Genomic DNA, 16536 nt, shown 5'->3' with positions numbered 1-16536 from the left:
GCGATGAAGCCTCCGTCTCCGACGAACAACCTGCGCGCTCGCGACGCCGACCGCGCCGACGTGTGCTCGGTACTCGATGCCGCCCTTTCCGACGGCCAGCTCAGCGCCGCTGAGCACGAGACCCGCACCGCCACCGCGATGCGTGCCGAGAACTTCGCCGCCCTCGACCGTCTCGTCGACGATCTACAGGTCCCGGCCGAACTCGCCGCCACTCCTGTGGCGCGTGGCGTTGCCCGCGCGCCCCGGCGGTGGTGGATTCCGGTAGGCGCAATCGTGCTCGCCGGACTGCTCGGCGCGGGTGCGGGGCTGCTCGGCCGCACTGTCGGTGACGCCGTCCTCGGCGATCCGCTACCCGACCTCACCACCGGCAACGGATTGGCCCACTTCGTCGCGGACTACCGCGCCGAATACGGCACCACGATCGCCGACGAGCTGACCCTGTATCCGGAATACGCCCTGGTGGAACGTGATTCCGGCAAACCTGGCAAGCAGGACGAGCTGAAGTACCGCGGCGACTTCGAAAACTGGGGTTCATCAGGCTCTCGTCCACCCGACACTCGCTCGTTCGACCTCGCCACCATCGACCTGGCCCGCTATGCCCGCCTCATGTCAGGCGCAGCCGGAACAACCCGCGTCCCCAACGGCTGGGTCTCGCACGTTCTGGTCAGGTATCCGCCCGGCGGCGGCCAAGACGCCGAACTGGAAATCAGCATCTACGTCAAGAACGAAGCCGCGCAAAGCGGATACCTCAAAATCCGTCCCAACGGCGAACCCATCGCGGTGTACCCCGCCTAGCGCTGCAACTCTCCCTCTTCCTGACCTGCGTCGATGACGCATGCGTCACATTCAACTGTGCGTAGATGTATCGCTCCGATATAGTTGGAACTCGCATCCACGGTTAGGTCCGTTCGGCCTGTCAGGTCGACATAGTCAGGGAGTGAGGTCGGCAGTGCTCGAATTGGCGATTCTCGGCCTGCTCCTCGACGCGCCCATGCACGGTTACGAGCTGCGCAAGCGGTTGACGGGCCTGCTCGGAGCGTTCCGGGCCTTCTCCTACGGTTCGCTCTACCCGACGCTGCGCAGGATGCAGGCCGACGGGTTGATCGCCGAGGAGCTTCCGGACGGCGCGCTCGCGCGTCGTGCGCGCCGCGTCTACCGGCTCACACCGGTAGGCCGGGAACGGTTCTCCGAACTCCTTGCCGACACCGGTCCGCAGAACTACACCGATGACGGCTTCGGCGTTCACCTCGCCTTCTTCAGCCGCACTCCCGCCGAGGCGAGAATGCGGATCCTGGAGGGCAGGCGTCGTCAGGTCGAGGAGCGCCGAGAGGGTCTGCGGGAAGCGATCAAGAAGGCCAGCGGGTCACTGGATCGCTACACCAAGCAGCTCCACCAGCTCGGATTGGAATCAAGCGAGCGCGAAGTGCGCTGGCTCAACGAGTTGATTGCGGCGGAGCAATCGACGAAGGCGGCACCACAGAAAGAGGGAAAGAGCGGCCATGAGTGATGTCAACAAGGTTGGATCCGGCGAAGTTCGCGTCGCGATCGTCGGTGTGGGCAACTGCGCATCGTCGCTGGTGCAGGGCGTGCAGTACTACAAGGATGCCGACGAGAACCAGGTCGTTCCCGGCCTCATGCACGTCAAGTTCGGTACCTATCACGTACGCGACGTGAAGTTCGTGGCCGCGTTCGATGTCGACGCCAAGAAGGTCGGCTTCGACCTGGCCGAGGCCATCTTCGCCAGCGAGAACAACACCATCAAGATCTCCGACGTGCCGCCGACCGATGTGACGGTCCTGCGTGGCCCGACCCTCGACGGCATCGGCAAGTACTACGCCGAGACCATCGAGCAGTCCGAGGCGCCCGCGGTCGACGTGGTCAAGGCGCTGAAGGATGCTCAGGTCGACGTGCTGGTCTCGTACCTGCCCGTCGGTTCCGAAGAGGCCGACAAGTTCTACGCGCAGTGCGCGATCGACGCGAACGTTGCCTTCGTCAACGCGCTGCCGGTCTTCATCGCCTCCGACCCGGTCTGGGCGCAGAAGTTCGTCGACGCCGGTGTGCCGATCGTCGGCGACGACATCAAGTCGCAGGTCGGCGCGACCATCACCCACCGCGTAATGGCCAAGCTGTTCGAAGACCGCGGCGTGGTGCTCGACCGCACCTACCAGCTCAATGTCGGCGGCAACATGGACTTCAAGAACATGCTCGAGCGTGAGCGCCTTGAGTCGAAGAAGGTCTCCAAGACCCAGGCCGTCACGTCGAACCTCACCGGTGCGCTCGCGGGCAAGGTCCACGACCGCAACGTCCACATCGGTCCCTCGGACTACGTGGAGTGGCTCGACGACCGCAAGTGGGCCTACGTGCGCCTCGAGGGTCGTGCGTTCGGCGATGCTCCGCTGAACCTGGAGTACAAGCTCGAGGTGTGGGACTCGCCGAACTCGGCGGGCATCATCATCGACGCTGTCCGCGCGGCCAAGATCGCCAAGGACCGCGGCATCGGCGGACCCGTCATCCCGGCCTCGGCCTACCTGATGAAGTCCCCGCCGGTGCAGATCGCCGACGATGTCGCGCGCACTCAGCTCGAGGCGTTCATCATCGGTGCCGATTAATCACTGAACGAAAAGAGCCGGTGCGCACGAACTCTCGTGCACACCGGCTCTTCTTGTCTCAGTCCAGGGAGACGTAGACCTCGACCGAGGTCGGGCCGGTGTAGCGCTCCAACTCCGCCGTGTGCGAGCGGGTGATGGTGCCCGCGTTCTCGGCTTTGATCACCTGTGCCCACGCGGTGCGCAGCAGATCGTAGGGCTTGTCCGAGACCACGAACTTGGCGTAGCGGCCCGCGGGAATGCGGGTGAGTACATCACCTTCGTCGATGTCGTCCAGCCCGGCTACCTCGTAGCCGAGCACGGCCACCGCGTGATCGTTCTGGCCGATATAGGCAGCTGCGCGGGGAACCGTCTTCTCCCGCGACAGATACCGATCCCAGGTGAAATTCACCAGATCAAGATCACGAGCGGTCACCTCACGGCCGGCCAACGGCACGGTGAGACCCGCGACGAAGCCGTCGTCGAGGGTGACGATTTCGAAATCCACGGCCATCAGCTGTCCTTCTCCTCGGTCAGCGAAACGAAGATCTCGACCGTGCGCTCGTCGGGATACTGCTCGCAATCGCCGGTATAGGCGCGCACGAATTCGCCCGCGGCCTCCGCGTCCCACACCTGGCGCCACAGCCCGACGATGGTATCGCCGAGGTTGTCGCCGCTGGCCACGAATCGCGCGTAGCGCCCCGCCGGAATCCGGCCGAGCACGTCGCCTGGCTGCAGGTCGGCGAGGGTTTTGCACTCGTATCCGACGATGTGAGTCAGGTAGGAGTTGATCTCCGGCGCGAAATCGACATAGCCCGTCGCGACCGGCCCCGGTAACGTCCTCGCCCGCAGGTGCGCCCACGCCTCGACCACTTTGGCGCGGCGCGGCCCCTCGACGGCGAGCGCCGGGCTGCGAAGCACCGTGCCCGCGATCAGCGTCTCGGGACGGTCAACGACATTGAAATCCACCTGCGTAGCCCCTATGTCTAGTGTCGTCGCATGTCGGTACCGACCGCACATCCTCCCGTATCGGTCCGACAGGTTCCGCGCCGGGATCATTCGACCCCTGGTCGGGCGGTTCGCGCTCTGGGCAACGATGTTGCCATGTCGCCAGGGTAGTCGGGTCCGGGTGCGCCAACTCGTGATCTAGCGCGGCCCTTCGCCACCGAGCCCGGGGAACAATTCACCCGGTGTCGACGGGTTCGGCGCGGGCGGAATGACGATCAACGGCGGCGGCGCGGGGCGCGGTGAGCTCGTCGGCGGACCGAAGATATCGAAGCCGCCGCCCGGCGTCGGCGCCACACCGGTACCCGGAGTCGGCACCAGCGGCGGACTGGACAGCGGTGGCACCTCGAACTGTTCGACCGGCGTTCCGGCCAGCGCCGTGTCCATCGTCTGCTTCCAGATGTCGGCGGGCAGGCCCGAACCCCAGACGGCCCCACCGCGTCCCGTGCGCAACGGCTGCGGGTGCTCGGTGCCCACCCACACCGCGGTGGACAGGGAGGGCGTGTACCCGACCATCCACGCGTCCTTGTTGTCCTTGCTCTCGCCGAGCTGAGTGGTTCCCGTCTTGCTCGCCGACTGCCTGCCGCCTGCGAGCCCGTGGCCGTTGGAGTAATTGGCGATCGGCACCATCGCCGACGTAGTCGCATCGGCGATCTCGGCGGAGATCCGCTGCTCGGGCTCTGAATGTCTCTTGCCCGTCGCGGTTTCCCAGCTGCGGTCGAGCAGCACCCGCCCGTCCCCGGTGCTCACCTTCTGCACGAAGTACGGCTGGTGATAGACCCCGGACGCGGCCAGCGTCGCGTACGCCGACGCCATGTCGAGGGGGCGCACCAGATACTGGCCGAGCACGATGCCGTTGAGCGGATAACCGTCCGGCTCCGCGAGGCTCACGCCGTCGACGCCGGGAATGTACTCGGGGATTCCGGCCAGGTGCGCGGCCTCGGCGATCGAGCGCGGACCGTCGGCCATCGTCATGGTGAGCCGGTAGAAGCTGGTGTTCAGCGAGCGTTTGAGTGCCTCGGCGAGCGAGCATCGCCCGCACGAGTCGCCCTCGACATTGGTGATCTCGGTTCCGCGGTCGGTGATGGGCGCGCTGTCGATCGCCCGCGAGATGGGAATGCCTTGCAGTTGGGCGGCGACGAGGGCGAAAACCTTGAACGCGGAGCCTGTCTGGAGCGGCGCCTGCGCGAAATCGAACCCGGTCCCGTCCTCACCGCCGTAATAGGCGCGCACCGCCCCGCTGCGCGGATCGATCGACACCACCGCCGAGCGCAGTTCCGGCGGCTGCCACGACAACCGCTCACGCACCGATTCCACCGCGCCCGCCTGCGCCGCGGCATCGATGGTGGTGGTGATCTGCAGTGCGCCCGTATTGATGTCGGCGTCGTCGAGACCGGCGGCACGCAATTCGCGCAGTACCTGGGTGCGGATATGCCCTTCCGGTCCGAGCGCGACGGCTTCGGCGGGCACATCGTCGAGCGGGATGATCGCCGGGAACTCCGTCGCGTCGCGGTCGCCCGGCGCGAGCGCGGTCATCTCGACCATCCCGTTGAGCACGTACTGCCAGCGCGCCCGCAACTGATCGAGATGGTTCTCCGGATCCAGCACCGAGGGTGAGCGGATCACTGCCGCGAGCACCGCGCCCTCGGCGAGGGTCAACTCCGGCACCGGCTTGTCGAAATAGGCCTTCGACGCGGCGGCGATCCCGTATGCCCCACGCCCGAAGTAGATGGTGTTGAGATAGGCGGACAGGATCTCGTCCTTGCTCCACTGCCGTGCCATCTTGGCCGCGATGATCAGCTCGCGCATCTTGCGGGTGACGGTGCGTTCGGAGCTGAGGAAGGCGTTCTTCACGTACTGCTGGGTGATCGTCGAGCCGCCGCCCGCGTTGTCCTGTCCGCTCACATTGTCGCGAGCGGCCCGCAGGAAGCCGTTGGTCGAGTACCCGGCGTTGGTATAGAAGGTGCGATCTTCGGCCGCCAGCACAGCGTCGCGCACCGGATACGGCACATCGGTGAGCGGAATGGGAATCCGATTGCCCTGTGGCGGAATGAATTTCGTCAGCACCGTGGTGCCGTCGGCGGCCAGCACGGTGGCGGGCTGCTCGACCGCGACCTCGGCCGGTTCGGGGATCTCCGAACTCCAGTACACCGCGACGAACAGCAGCGCGGGCACACACACGAAGATCACGAACAACGCGAGCAGCAGCCGCCGGATGCGTTGACCCCTGGTGCGCCGCTTACGTTCCGAGGGCTGTTCGTCGGTGCCGAGCCGGGCGGCCTGTTCCCGTCGTGCGCGACCTTTGTCGCGGGGCTCGTCGGTGGCGGCCAGTCGTGCCGCCTGTTCCCGTCGCGCCGCACCCTTGCTCGGCTTCTGGTCCTTCGCCAGTGGATCGCGGAACCCGGCTATCGAGGTATACGGCACGTCATCATCGGAACGCCCGCGCCCGCGCTGGGAGGCCACACCATCTCCTTTCGGAGCGAGCAGAAGAACTCACCTGCACCGATGTCGATATCGGTGCAGGCGACTCTACCCGGCGGTAGCGGCTAAACCCGGCAGGTCAGCTCTTGACGCCGCCCGCGGTGAGACCGGAGATGATGCGACGCTGGAAAATCAGCACCATGATCACCAGCGGCACGGTGACGATCACGCCCGCCGCCATGATGGCCGCGTATGGCTGCACCAGCGGGTCGTTGCCCGAGAAGCTCGCGATCGCGACCGTCACCGGTTTGGTGTCGTCGCCCGACAGCAACCTGGCCAGCAGGTACTCGTTGATCGAGGCGATGAACGCCAGGATCGCGGTGGTGAACACCGCGGGCGCGGCCAGCGGCAGCATGATCAACCGGAAGGCCTGGAACTTGCTCGCGCCGTCGATGCGCGCGGCCTCTTCGAGCTCCCACGGCAGTTCGGCGAAGAACGAGGCCAGGATGTAGACCGTCATCGGCAGCACGAACGAGATGTTCGGGATGATCATCGCCTGGTACTGCCCGATCCAACCGATATCGGTGAACAGCTGGAACAGCGGCGTCACCAGCACCACGGCCGGGAACATCGACGCCGACAGGATCAGCCCCGAGATCAGGTACTTGCCCGCGAAGGCCATCCGGGCCAGCGCGTAGGCCGCGAGCACACCGAGGATCAGCGCCACGGCGGTGGTCGCCGATCCGATGATCACACTGTTGAGCAGCGCCTTGCCGAAGTCGTTGCCGCGGCTGGTGTCGAAGGCGTTGCGGAAGTTCTCCAGCGTCACGTGGGTCGGCCACGGGGTGCTGTCGAAGGTGTGGGCCGGGTCGCGGAACGCCACCACGGCCATCCAGTAGAACGGCCCGAGGCCCCAGATCAGCACGATGGCCACACCCAGGTAGAGCCGCGCCGTGCCGAGTCGCTTACTCCACGGCACCGGCTGCACCGGCAACGAATTCGTTTCGGCGGCAGAATCTTTCGTCATCACAATGCTCATCAGTTCGCCTTCCGCTGATCTTCTTGCGTGCGAACAGCGTTGGCGCCCAGCACCTTCACCAGAATGAACGCGATCGCGAAGACGAGCAGGAAGGTGATCACCGACAGTGCCGCGGCGCTGTTGGGACCTTGGCGCACCTGCTCGACCACCAGGATCGACAGCGTGTTGGTCGACGGGTTACCCAGCGTCATGATCGCGGGCAGGTCGTACATGCGCAGCGCGTCCATGGTGCGGAACAGCACCGCCACCAGCAGTGCGGGCTTGAGCAGCGGCAGCGTGATGTGCAGGAACCGCTGCCAGGCCGACGCGCCGTCGACCTTGGCCGCCTCGTACACATCAGCCGGAATCACTTGCAGCCCAGCGAGAATCAGCAGCGCCATGAACGGCGTGGTCTTCCACACGTCGGCCGCGATCACCGCGAAGCGCGATGCCCACATATCCGAGGTCCACAGGATGTGCGTGCCGAGCACTCGGTTCACGACGCCGTCGTACTGGAACATGAACTCCCACAACCGCGCTGTGACGGCGGTGGGGATCGCCCACGGGATCAGCACGGCGGCGCGCAACAGCGCCCGGCCACGGAAGGTCTTGCCCATCACCATGGCCATGCCGAGCCCGAGCAGGGCCTCGAGCGACACCGTGATCACGGTGAAGAACAGGGTGATCCCGACGGCCGACCAGAACTGTGAGCCGAGGGTGCCGGTCGGGCACGACACCGTGCCCGACAGCGACCCGCACTGCTGCAGCAGCCAGTGCGTGTAGTTGCTGAATCCGGCGCTGCCGCCCTCGACGAACATCCCGGTGGCCGGGTCGATGCCGGAGTCCTTCGAGAAGGACATCGAGATCGCCTCGACCACCGGATATCCGATGACCACGGCCAGTGCGACGAGCACGGGCGCGACGAACAGCCACGCCTTGCCGGATTGTCGCAGTTCCAGCGCTAGCCCGCGCTGCTTGACTCCCGAAGGATCCGACACCGTTACTACTCTCCTACGGTCTGGTCGGGTCCGCTGCGCGTACCGCTACGAACCGGCGGTCTCGATGCCCTTTTGCATGCCGGCGACTGCGTCGTCGACGGACTTCGTGCCGTTGAGGGCAGCATAGGCGTTGTCCTGGATGGCCTTCGACACCGCGGGATAGAACGGGGTCACCGGACGCGGCACCGCGCTGGCGATGGATTCCTTCAGCGTGGGCAGGTATGGCATCTTCGCGATCAGGGCCGGGTCGTCGTAGAGCGAGGAGCGCACCGAGGGCAGCGAGCCCGAGGCGATGATCTGCTGCGCCTCTTCGCTGATCAGGTAGCGAACGAAGTCGGCGGCGGTGGCCTTGTTCTTGGAGAACGCGCTGATCGCGGCGTTGTAGCCACCGAGGGTGGAGGCGCCGACGCCGGTGTTGCCCGGCAGCGGGGCGACGCCGAACTTGTCCTTCACCGCGGAGCCCTCCGCGGATGCCTGGGCGAAGAGGTAGGGCCAGTTGCGCAGGAACAGCAGCTTGCCCGACTCGAACGCGCTGGCGCTCTCGCCTTCCTTGAAGGTGATGGCTTCCTTGGGGATGTCACCGTTCTTGTAGGCGTCGACGAGGACCTTCAGGCCCGCCTTCGACTCCGGGCTGTTCACGGTGGGGGTCTTGCCGTCGGCGCCGACGAAGCTGCCGCCGAAGGCGTTGATGACCTCGGAGGTGTTCACGGTCAGGCCCTCGTAGGGGGCGAGCTGGCCGGCGTAGCAGCCGATGTTGTTGTCGCGGGCCACCTGGCACTGGCCGAGCATCTCGGTCCAGGTCTTGGGCGGGTTGGGCACCAGATCCTTGCGGTAGTACAGCAGGCCGCCGTTGGTGTTCTTCGGCGCCGCGTACAGCTTGCCGTTGTAGGTGGCGCTGGCCACGGTCGGCGCGAGCAGCGGCGCGGTGTCGATCGCGAAGCTGTCCTCGAGCGGCTGGATCCAGCCCTTGGCCGCGAACTCGGCGGTGTTCGGCACGTCGAGGGCGACCACGTCGTAGCCGTCCTGCTTGGCGCGGAAGTGCTCGGCGAGGTCGTCGTGCTGCTGGGTGCCGTCGGCGGACTGCTCCTTGAACGTCACCAGCTCGTTCGGATGCGCGGCGTTCCAGCGGTCGATGAGCTGTTTGACCACACCGGTTTCGGTGGTGTCCTTGCCTTCGACGTAGGTGATCGGGCCGCGGCCCGTCAGGTTCTGGTCGAGCGCGTTGCCACCGTCGTCACTGGAGCAACCACTGGCGAACGTTGCGGTGAGCAACGCGATCGAGGCAGCAGCCATCGTCGCTCTGGGGACAAACTTCAAGGCCATCGCAGACACTCCAGGGTCAAGACGTGAGCAGCAGCACACCGTGCGGTGCAACAGGCAACATACATGGTGAGTGGTCCCCGCGTCCGATCGTCCTGGTCTTCGGCTTACTTCCCGGTCAGTTCGCTTACGATTCGCTGTCGGTGCCGTGCCCTACCCTCGACACCGTGACCAGTCCACCGCCGTCGACGCCCGATCGGATGCTCACCCGCATCGGTGGTTTGCTGCGTAAAGCCGAGTCCACCGACAATGCTCACGAGGCCGAAGCCTTCCTCGCCGCGGCCCAACGGCTGGCGACGAAATCCTCGATCGATCTGGCCGTGGCGCGCTCGCATGTGGCCTCGCGTGAGCGCAGGTCGGTCCCTGTTCAGCGGATTGTTCCGATCGGCGAACCGGGCCGAAAGGGCCTACGCACCTACGTCCAGCTGTTCGTCGCGATCGCGGGCGCCAACGACGTTCGCTGCGATGTCGCCCGTACCTCCGCCCAGGTCTACGCCTATGGCTTCGCCGCCGACATCGATACCTGCGAAGCGCTCTACGCGAGCCTGCTCATTCAAATGGTCCGAGCGTCGGACCACTACATCAAATCCGGCTCCTACCGCGAGGCGACGGTCAGCAAGATCGTCACCGAGAAGCGCCTCGGTCGTACCGTGCGCCGCAAGGTGGAGGTCCCGGTGGCAGGCGTCACTGCCCGCCTGAACTTCCAGATGGCCTTCGCCGCCCGGATCGGCGCCCGCCTGGCCGAGGTGAAAGCTGAGGTCGTCGCCGAGGCATCGGTCGTGGAATCGACGGGAACCGCCCTTGCCCTGCGCGACAAAGAGGTCGCACTCACCGATTTCTACACAGCTACCTCCGAGGCTCGCGGAACGTGGCGAGGCCCGCAAACCTCGACCGGTCATTCGGCGGCGGCTCGGCGGGCAGGCGACCGAGCGGGTCGTACCGCCCGCCTCGGCACCGCACCGGAACTCCCCGCCGCACGCGGGAAGCTGTCGGGTCGATGAGCTGTGTCGCCGGGTAGTTCTGAACGGCCGCAGCGCGACAGTCAGCGCGCCAAGGTCTACGACGGTGAGCAGTTGGTGCGTGGGGTCTTCGATCGTGCCGACGAGTTCGGGCATCGGACGGTCGATGTCTACGGCTCGCAATTGACATTGCCGGTGGAGCGCCGCTTCGCCTCGGTGGAGTCGGTGCAGAGCTATGCCGACAAGGTGCTGGCGCTGAATTGGGTTCGCGCGAAATGGGAGCGGGCCGCGGTATCGATCAGGGTCCGCGCCCGTGGTGGTGCCGCGGCCGCGCACTACGAGCCGGAGACCGCCGTTCTCGCCGTCCCGCTTCACACCGGTTCCACCGCATGGGCGCTTCGCGAATTGGTGGTCCTGCACGAACTCGCCCACCACCTGTCGCCCGATTCGGCGGCAGCACCGCACGGGCCCGAATTCTGTAGCCGCTATGTCGAATTGGTCGACGGTGTGATCGGCCCGGAGGCCGCCTTGCTGATTCGAACTACGTTGACCGGTTGCGGTGTTCGTTTCGGCTAACCGCGCTCGAGCAGTGCGCTGACTCGCTCGTAGCGCCGCAGCCACCAGTCGACCCGCTCGGGATCGGGGTGTCGGTACTTGTCCAGCAACGCGGGGTCGGGCTCCGGCGGCGAAGTCGGGACCGGCAACCAGCCGTCGACCGGCAGCAACGACTCCGCCACGAGATCACCTTCGAACAGTGCGAGAGTGCCGAGACCACAGGCGAATTCGAGCTCGGGCAGCGCGCCCGCCAACGCCAGCTGCGCCGCCAAGCCGACGCTGGTCTCGAGCGCCGACGAGACCACAGTCGGCAGCCCGGCCGCCCCGGCGACCGCCAACGCTCGTCGTACCCCACCCAACGGCGTGCACTTGAGCACCGCCACATCAGCGGCCCCCGCCACCGCCACCCGCATCGGATCCTCGGCCCGCCGAATCGACTCGTCCGCCGCGATCGGCACCGAGACGCGGCGGCGTACCTCGGCCAATTCCGCTACGGTCCGGCACGGCTGTTCTACGTATTCCAAACCTCCGGCGGCCTTATCGATTTCCTCGATATGCCGAACAGCGGTCTCCACATCCCACACCGCGTTCGCATCGACCCGCACAGCTCCCGATTCCCCGATCGCCTCCCGCACCGCCGCCACCCGAGCCACATCCTCGGCCAGCGAGTCGGGATGATCCGCCACTTTCACTTTCGCGGTCGCACAACCGGATTCCCGAACGATCCGGCCTGCTCGCTCAGCATCCACAGCGGGCACAGTGCAATTCACGGGAATCCGATCTCGCACCGGCGCAGGCCACCCCACTGTCACCTGTTCGACAGCGGTAGCCAACCACCCAGCCGCTTCGCGATCGTCATACTCGGGAAACGCGCAGAATTCCCCCCAGCCCAACTCCCCGCGAATCAACATCCCCTCGCGCATGGTGATCCCCCGAAACCGTGTCCGCAACGGAATCGCATAGACAAACAGGTCGGCGCTCACCGGACCGATCGTAGAGGTTGCGGCCCGGCCCGGCCCGAGGCTCGAGCCGGACGGCGGCGCTCGCGGTGAGCGCCGCCGTCGCGCGTCACAACCGTTCGATGATGGTGGCGTTGGCCAGACCACCCGCTTCGCACATGGTCTGCAATCCGTAGCGCGCCCCACGCTGCCGCATCGCGTGCACCAGCGTCGTCATCAACCGCGCCCCGGACGCGCCGAGCGGATGCCCGAGCGCGATCGCCCCGCCGTTGACGTTGACCCGGCTCATATCCACACCGGTCTCCTTAGCCCACGCCAGCACAACCGGCGAAAACGCCTCGTTGATCTCGAACAGGTCGATGTCGGCGATCTCCAGACCCGCCCGCCGCAGCACCTTCTCGGTGGCCGGGATGACCGCGGTGAGCATCAGCAACGGGTCGTCGCCCGCGACGGAGAAGCTGTGGAGCCGGGCCAACGGCCGCAGCCCGAGTTGCTCGGCGCGTTCGCTGGACATGATCAGCACCGCGGAACTTCCGTCGCTGACCTGGCTGGCCGAGGCGGCGGTGATCTCCCAGCCGATCTGCGGGAACCGCGCCGCCATCGCGGGGTCGTAATAGGCGGGCTTCAATTTCGCGAGGGTCTCGATGGTGCTGCCGACCCTGATTCCCTCGTCGGTGTTCAATCCGTTGATCGGCGCGAGTTCATCGGCGAAGAGTCCGTCTTTGGTTGCCCGAGCGGCCTTTTCATGACTGCCGAGGGCGAATTCGTCGAGCTGGGTTCGCGTCAGGCCCCACTGCGCGGCAATGAGCTCGGCGCTGATTCCCTGCGGGACGAGATCCTCGGGATAGCGCTGCGCGAAGGCGATGCCGGACAGATCGGTGGCGCCGAGCACGCTGGCGCCCATGGGAACTCGTCCCATCGATTCCACGCCCGCCGCCACGACGATGTCATAGGCCCCTGCGATAACCCCCTGTGCCGCGAAGTGGATCGCCTGCTGGCTGCTGCCGCACTGCCGGTCCACCGTCGTGGCGGGCACAGATTCCGGATACCCGGCGGCCAGTGCGGCCCGCCGAGTCATGTTCGCCCCCTGTTCGCCGACCTGGGTGACGATGCCGCCGATCACATCGTCGATCAGCACCGGATCGATCCCGCTGCGCTCGACCACCGCGCGCAGGCTGTGCGCCAGCAGATCAACCGGATGAACGTCGTGAAGTGCGCCGTTCGGCTTACCCCGCCCGATCGGGGTGCGTACCGCTTCGACGATGACCGCGTCTCGCATGGGAGTCCTCTTTCGACAACGCTGGCTCTATCTAACAATAGTCAGCGTAGTCGCTAACTATCATCGACTCAAGTCAGATTCGCTATGATGTCCCTCATGGGAGCCGTGATGGAGGGACCTCTGGCCGATCTCAGCAAATGGGACACGGCGGGCTGTTCCATCGCCAGGGCCATGGACCTCATCGGCACCCGCTCCGCGATGCTCATCCTGCGCGAGGCCTACTACGGCACCCGCCGCTTCGACGGGTTCGCCCGCCGCGTCGGCATCACCGACGCCGCCGCCGCGGGCCAACTTCGCAAACTCACCGCCGCCGGCCTCCTGGAAAAACGCCCCTACCAGGAAGAAGGCAAGCGGACCCGGCACGAGTACGTCCTCACCCAGATGGGCCGAGACCTACTCCCCGCGGTAGTGGCCCTCTGGCAATGGGGCGACGCCTACCTCCAGCCCGGCCCCGCGCCCTTGCTTCGGGTGGACGTCGAGACCGGCGAACCGGTCCGCGTCGATCTCCGCACCGCCGACGGCACCGAAATCCCCCTCGAGCGCCTGGCGGTTCGGGTCAACGAGGACTATCTCCGAGACCGCGCCGAGCGCCGGAAGAAGAAGTCGGACGACTAGGCGCTGAACACGCCGATGGTCACGTCCTCGGTGCCGAGGGCTTGGAACAGGCTGACCCACAGCAGGACGACCGGTTCGGTGCTGCGGGCGGTGTTCAGAGCGCCGAGGTCGACCAGCTGCTCGTCGGCCCAGCCGAAGGAGTTCAGCAACTGCGCCACCTCTTTCTTGGCGGCTGCGTCGTCGCCGCTGAGGAAGACGGTGTGCTGTCCGGGAATTCGGGTCGGGTCGACCATCACCTGATTGTTGGTGGTGTTGAGCGTCTTCACCACGCGGGTGGTGGGGAAGGCCTGCTGGATTTCCTCGGCGACGCTGCCCGCTTCGGGGACAACGAGTTTCGGCGGAAAGCCCTGTGCGAAGTCGAGTGCGTTGGAGACGTCGACAATGATCTTGCCCGCGAGGTTGTCCGCGCCTGCAGCGGTGAGCGCGGCCACCGAGACCGTGCCCGACGTGGCGTTCACGATCAGCTCGGCAGCGCCCGCCGCTTCGGCGAAAGTGCCATGTGTTCCCCCGGTTTCGGCGGCCCAGGCCGCCGCGTCGGCATTGTCGGCAGTTCGCGACCCCATCGTCACCGTGTGCCCGACCTCGACGAGCTTGCTCGCCAGCCGTCGACCCACCTGGCCGGTGCCGAGTACTGCTATGCGCATGTCACTACCTCATGTCGACAGACCTGCCCGGCGATCACCGGCGGCGAGCATCAGCATAGGGCCGGACCAGGCATCGAGCTGAGCGTCTACGCGCACAGCGCAATCGGGCGCGGGCGACTCGATCGACGAGCCGCCCGCGCATCCGAATCAGCGCAGGCGGCGGCCGTCGACGCTGAAGAAGTACACGTGTTCGGAGTCGGTGGTGAGGCGGAGGCGATCGCCCCTGCGCGGCGGGTTGCGCCAATCCACGCGCGCCACAATGGTTTCGCCGGTCTGGCCGTTGACGCCGGTGGACAGGGCGCGGCCGTACACGTACGCGTCGGAGCCGAGTTCCTCCACCACGTCGACCTCCATCTCGAGGCCGCCGTCGCCCACCTCGAGGTGTTCGGGGCGGATGCCGAGCACCACGAAACCCTCACCCGCGTCGGACACCGCACGCGGCACCCGGACGGGATACCCACCGATGGTGACGGTTCCGTTCTCGACGGGCAGCGTGAACAGGTTCATCGCGGGCGAACCCATGAACCCGGCCACGAACATGTTCGCCGGATCGCGGTAGAGGTCGCGCGGCGACGCGCACTGCTGGAGCAGGCCGTCCTTGAGGACAGCGACCCGGTCGCCCATCGTCATCGCCTCGACCTGGTCGTGGGTGACGTAGACCGTGGTGGTCCCGAGCCGCCGCTGCAACTGCGCGATCTGGGTACGGGTCTGCACGCGCAGCTTGGCGTCGAGGTTCGACAGCGGCTCGTCCATCAGGAACACCCGCGGCTGCCGCACGATCGCGCGCCCCATCGCCACGCGCTGCCGCTGCCCGCCCGACAGCGCCTTCGGCTTGCGGTCGAGGTACTGCTCGAGGTCGAGGAGCTTGGCCGCCTCCAGCACCCGCTCGTCGCGCTCGGCCTTGGACACCTTGGCCAGTTTCAGCGCGAAGCCCATGTTCTCCGCCACCGACATGTGCGGGTAGAGCGCGTAGTTCTGGAACACCATCGCGATATCGCGATCCTTGGGTTCGGCGTTGGTCACGTCTTTGTCGCCGATTCGGATGCACCCGCCGTTGACCTCCTCGAGGCCGGCCAGCATCCGCAGCGAGGTCGATTTGCCACACCCGGAGGGTCCGACGAGCACCAGGAATTCGCCGTCGGCGATCTCCAGGTCGAGTGCGTCGACCGCGGGTTTGGTGGCGCCGGCGTAGAGCCGGGTAGCGCGGTCGAAAGTCACGGTAGCCATGCGTAGATCAACATCCCATCCCGGCAGGAACGTGCCGGACGATCCGAGTAGTGGGTCGCTGGGGATCGTAGCGGCCGACAACGGCGCCGGGTAGCCTCGGTCGCGGAGCCAACCGAGCTATCGAGGAGCCAACGATATGAGTCGTCCGGTCCGTATCGGAGTCCAGCTTCAACCGCAGCACGCGCCCGATTACGGACTCATCCGTGACGCGGTGTTGCGGGCAGAGGACGCCGGGGTCGACATCGTCTTCAACTGGGACCACTTCTATCCGCTCACCGGCGACCCGGCGGGCGCGCATTTCGAATGCTGGACGATGCTCGGCGCGTGGGCGGAGCAGACCGAGCGGGTCGAGCTCGGCGCGCTGGTCACCGGCGGCGGCTACCGCAATCCCGACCTGCTCGCCGATATGGCGCGCACGGTCGACAACATCAGCGGCGGCAGGCTGATCCTCGGCATCGGCGCGGGCTGGTTCGAGCGTGACTACGACGAGTACGGCTACGAGTTCGGCACGCCGGGCAGCAGGCTGAACCTGTTGAAGGACAGCATGTCTCGACTCACCTCCCGGCTGGCGAAGCTGAACCCGCCGCCGGTGCGGGAGCTTCCGATTCTCATCGGCGGTGGTGGGGAGCGCAAGACGCTGCGCCTGGTCGCCGAGTACGCCGACATCTGGCACTCCTTCGCCGACGTGTCGACGCTCGCGCACAAGAACAAGGTGCTGGCAGAGCATGCGGCGGCGGTCGGCACCGACGAGTCGCGGATCGAACGCTCGGTGCAGTGGCAGGGCCGCGACAACGCGAAGGCGCTGCACGACGCGGGTGTGACTCTGTTCACCGTGGGCGTCTCCGGTCCCGCTTACGACCTGACCGAAGTGCGTCGCGCGATCGAATGGCGCGATGAGGTGAACCCCGAGGTGCTCGAAGGTCTCGCCTGAGTCCGGCGCGGCGACGGTGT

At 66.5% G+C, this 16536-nt stretch carries 17 protein-coding genes; 7 read left to right on the top strand and 10 right to left on the bottom strand.

All coding sequences use genetic code 11. The features are described 5' to 3' along the window. Window positions 1-3 precede the first annotated feature (3 nt). The 3 genes from OHS03_RS27490 (at window position 4) to OHS03_RS27480 (ending at window position 2609) form a co-directional block, all read left to right on the top strand. Entirely contained in the window at window positions 4-795 is a 792-nt protein-coding gene (locus OHS03_RS27490) for a DUF1707 SHOCT-like domain-containing protein (protein WP_328658061.1), read from the top strand. A gap of 154 nt (window positions 796-949) precedes the next feature. After that, window positions 950-1507, top strand: a complete 558-nt coding sequence (locus OHS03_RS27485) for a PadR family transcriptional regulator (RefSeq protein ID WP_056823890.1) — start codon at window positions 950-952, stop codon at window positions 1505-1507. Next, window positions 1500-2609 carry an inositol-3-phosphate synthase gene (locus OHS03_RS27480; protein WP_328658059.1) on the top strand — a complete coding sequence of 370 codons (1110 nt, stop codon included), beginning with the start codon at window positions 1500-1502 and terminating at the stop codon, window positions 2607-2609. The genes OHS03_RS27485 and OHS03_RS27480 overlap by 8 nt, the downstream gene beginning before the upstream one ends. A gap of 58 nt (window positions 2610-2667) precedes the next feature. On the opposite strand, the gene OHS03_RS27475 is transcribed toward OHS03_RS27480, so the two are convergent. The 6 genes from OHS03_RS27475 to OHS03_RS27450 form a co-directional block, all read right to left on the bottom strand. Next, window positions 2668-3099, bottom strand: coding sequence for a GyrI-like domain-containing protein (locus OHS03_RS27475; RefSeq protein ID WP_228537906.1), 432 nt, complete (start codon window positions 3097-3099; stop codon window positions 2668-2670). Next, complete coding sequence (locus OHS03_RS27470; protein WP_056823884.1) at window positions 3099-3554, bottom strand: GyrI-like domain-containing protein; 456 nt, start codon at window positions 3552-3554, stop codon at window positions 3099-3101. The genes OHS03_RS27475 and OHS03_RS27470 overlap by 1 nt, the downstream gene beginning before the upstream one ends. 177 nt (window positions 3555-3731) lie before the next feature. Beyond that, on the bottom strand, window positions 3732-6053 hold the full coding sequence (locus OHS03_RS27465) for a transglycosylase domain-containing protein (RefSeq protein WP_328658057.1): 2322 nt from the start codon (window positions 6051-6053) through the stop codon (window positions 3732-3734). A 97-nt stretch (window positions 6054-6150) separates the two neighbouring features. Then, window positions 6151-7038 (bottom strand): carbohydrate ABC transporter permease, encoded by an 888-nt coding sequence (locus OHS03_RS27460; RefSeq protein WP_235569907.1) that lies wholly within the window; start codon window positions 7036-7038, stop codon window positions 6151-6153. A gap of 11 nt (window positions 7039-7049) precedes the next feature. Further along, window positions 7050-8027 carry a carbohydrate ABC transporter permease gene (locus OHS03_RS27455; protein WP_328658054.1) on the bottom strand — a complete coding sequence of 326 codons (978 nt, stop codon included), beginning with the start codon at window positions 8025-8027 and terminating at the stop codon, window positions 7050-7052. A 45-nt stretch (window positions 8028-8072) separates the two neighbouring features. Further along, window positions 8073-9350 (bottom strand): ABC transporter substrate-binding protein, encoded by a 1278-nt coding sequence (locus tag OHS03_RS27450; RefSeq protein ID WP_328658052.1) that lies wholly within the window; start codon window positions 9348-9350, stop codon window positions 8073-8075. Window positions 9351-9547: 197 nt separating this feature from the next. Between OHS03_RS27450 and OHS03_RS27445 the strand changes: the two genes are divergently transcribed. Both OHS03_RS27445 and OHS03_RS27440 read left to right on the top strand, forming a co-directional pair. After that, complete coding sequence (locus OHS03_RS27445; protein WP_328664426.1) at window positions 9548-10348, top strand: DUF2786 domain-containing protein; 801 nt, start codon at window positions 9548-9550, stop codon at window positions 10346-10348. 3 nt (window positions 10349-10351) lie between these two features. Next, entirely contained in the window at window positions 10352-10882 is a 531-nt protein-coding gene (locus tag OHS03_RS27440; RefSeq protein WP_328658050.1) for a TIGR04338 family metallohydrolase, read from the top strand. Here the strand turns inward: OHS03_RS27440 and OHS03_RS27435 are convergent. Together OHS03_RS27435 and OHS03_RS27430 are read right to left on the bottom strand one after the other, a co-directional pair. Next, window positions 10879-11844, bottom strand: a complete 966-nt coding sequence (locus OHS03_RS27435) for an o-succinylbenzoate synthase (RefSeq protein WP_442942347.1) — start codon at window positions 11842-11844, stop codon at window positions 10879-10881. The two genes, OHS03_RS27440 and OHS03_RS27435, sit on opposite strands and share 4 nt — an antisense overlap. Before the next feature lie 85 nt (window positions 11845-11929). Next, window positions 11930-13099: a thiolase family protein gene (locus tag OHS03_RS27430; RefSeq protein WP_328658048.1), complete on the bottom strand. Its 1170-nt coding sequence runs from the start codon at window positions 13097-13099 to the stop codon at window positions 11930-11932. Window positions 13100-13183: 84 nt separating this feature from the next. On the opposite strand from OHS03_RS27430, the gene OHS03_RS27425 reads away from it, so the two are divergent. Further along, window positions 13184-13714: a winged helix-turn-helix transcriptional regulator gene (locus OHS03_RS27425; RefSeq protein WP_407942417.1), complete on the top strand. Its 531-nt coding sequence runs from the start codon at window positions 13184-13186 to the stop codon at window positions 13712-13714. Here OHS03_RS27425 and OHS03_RS27420 read toward each other — a convergent pair. Together OHS03_RS27420 and OHS03_RS27415 are read right to left on the bottom strand one after the other, a co-directional pair. Next, window positions 13711-14358 (bottom strand): NADPH-dependent F420 reductase, encoded by a 648-nt coding sequence (locus OHS03_RS27420; RefSeq protein ID WP_328658045.1) that lies wholly within the window; start codon window positions 14356-14358, stop codon window positions 13711-13713. The two genes, OHS03_RS27425 and OHS03_RS27420, sit on opposite strands and share 4 nt — an antisense overlap. Window positions 14359-14505: 147 nt before the next feature. Continuing rightward, window positions 14506-15585: an ABC transporter ATP-binding protein gene (locus OHS03_RS27415; RefSeq protein ID WP_328658042.1), complete on the bottom strand. Its 1080-nt coding sequence runs from the start codon at window positions 15583-15585 to the stop codon at window positions 14506-14508. Window positions 15586-15721: 136 nt separating this feature from the next. On the opposite strand from OHS03_RS27415, the gene OHS03_RS27410 reads away from it, so the two are divergent. Next, window positions 15722-16516: an LLM class F420-dependent oxidoreductase gene (locus OHS03_RS27410; protein WP_056823859.1), complete on the top strand. Its 795-nt coding sequence runs from the start codon at window positions 15722-15724 to the stop codon at window positions 16514-16516. The last annotated feature ends 20 nt before the right edge of the window (window positions 16517-16536 follow it).

It is taken from the genome of Nocardia salmonicida (assembly GCF_036142455.1).
GTDB classification, from domain to species: domain Bacteria; phylum Actinomycetota; class Actinomycetes; order Mycobacteriales; family Mycobacteriaceae; genus Nocardia; species Nocardia salmonicida.
The sequence above is the reverse complement of the archived record's forward strand: the minus strand, read 5'-3'. Positions and strand labels throughout refer to the sequence as shown.

What these genes read in the sequence shown, in the direction of transcription:
- OHS03_RS27415 (WP_328658042.1), bottom strand. Translation starts at nt 15,585, where the DNA reads ATGGCTACCGTGACTTTCGACCGCGCTACCCGGCTCTACGCCGGCGCC.
- OHS03_RS27450 (WP_328658052.1), bottom strand. Translation starts at nt 9,350, where the DNA reads ATGGCCTTGAAGTTTGTCCCCAGAGCGACGATGGCTGCTGCCTCGATC.
- OHS03_RS27460 (WP_235569907.1), bottom strand. Translation starts at nt 7,038, where the DNA reads ATGACGAAAGATTCTGCCGCCGAAACGAATTCGTTGCCGGTGCAGCCG.
- OHS03_RS27490 (WP_328658061.1), top strand. Translation starts at nt 4, where the DNA reads ATGAAGCCTCCGTCTCCGACGAACAACCTGCGCGCTCGCGACGCCGAC.
- OHS03_RS27480 (WP_328658059.1), top strand. Translation starts at nt 1,500, where the DNA reads ATGAGTGATGTCAACAAGGTTGGATCCGGCGAAGTTCGCGTCGCGATC.
- OHS03_RS27445 (WP_328664426.1), top strand. Translation starts at nt 9,548, where the DNA reads ATGCTCACCCGCATCGGTGGTTTGCTGCGTAAAGCCGAGTCCACCGAC.
- OHS03_RS27425 (WP_407942417.1), top strand. Translation starts at nt 13,184, where the DNA reads ATGATGTCCCTCATGGGAGCCGTGATGGAGGGACCTCTGGCCGATCTC.
- OHS03_RS27475 (WP_228537906.1), bottom strand. Translation starts at nt 3,099, where the DNA reads ATGGCCGTGGATTTCGAAATCGTCACCCTCGACGACGGCTTCGTCGCG.
- OHS03_RS27420 (WP_328658045.1), bottom strand. Translation starts at nt 14,358, where the DNA reads ATGCGCATAGCAGTACTCGGCACCGGCCAGGTGGGTCGACGGCTGGCG.
- OHS03_RS27410 (WP_056823859.1), top strand. Translation starts at nt 15,722, where the DNA reads ATGAGTCGTCCGGTCCGTATCGGAGTCCAGCTTCAACCGCAGCACGCG.
- OHS03_RS27430 (WP_328658048.1), bottom strand. Translation starts at nt 13,099, where the DNA reads ATGCGAGACGCGGTCATCGTCGAAGCGGTACGCACCCCGATCGGGCGG.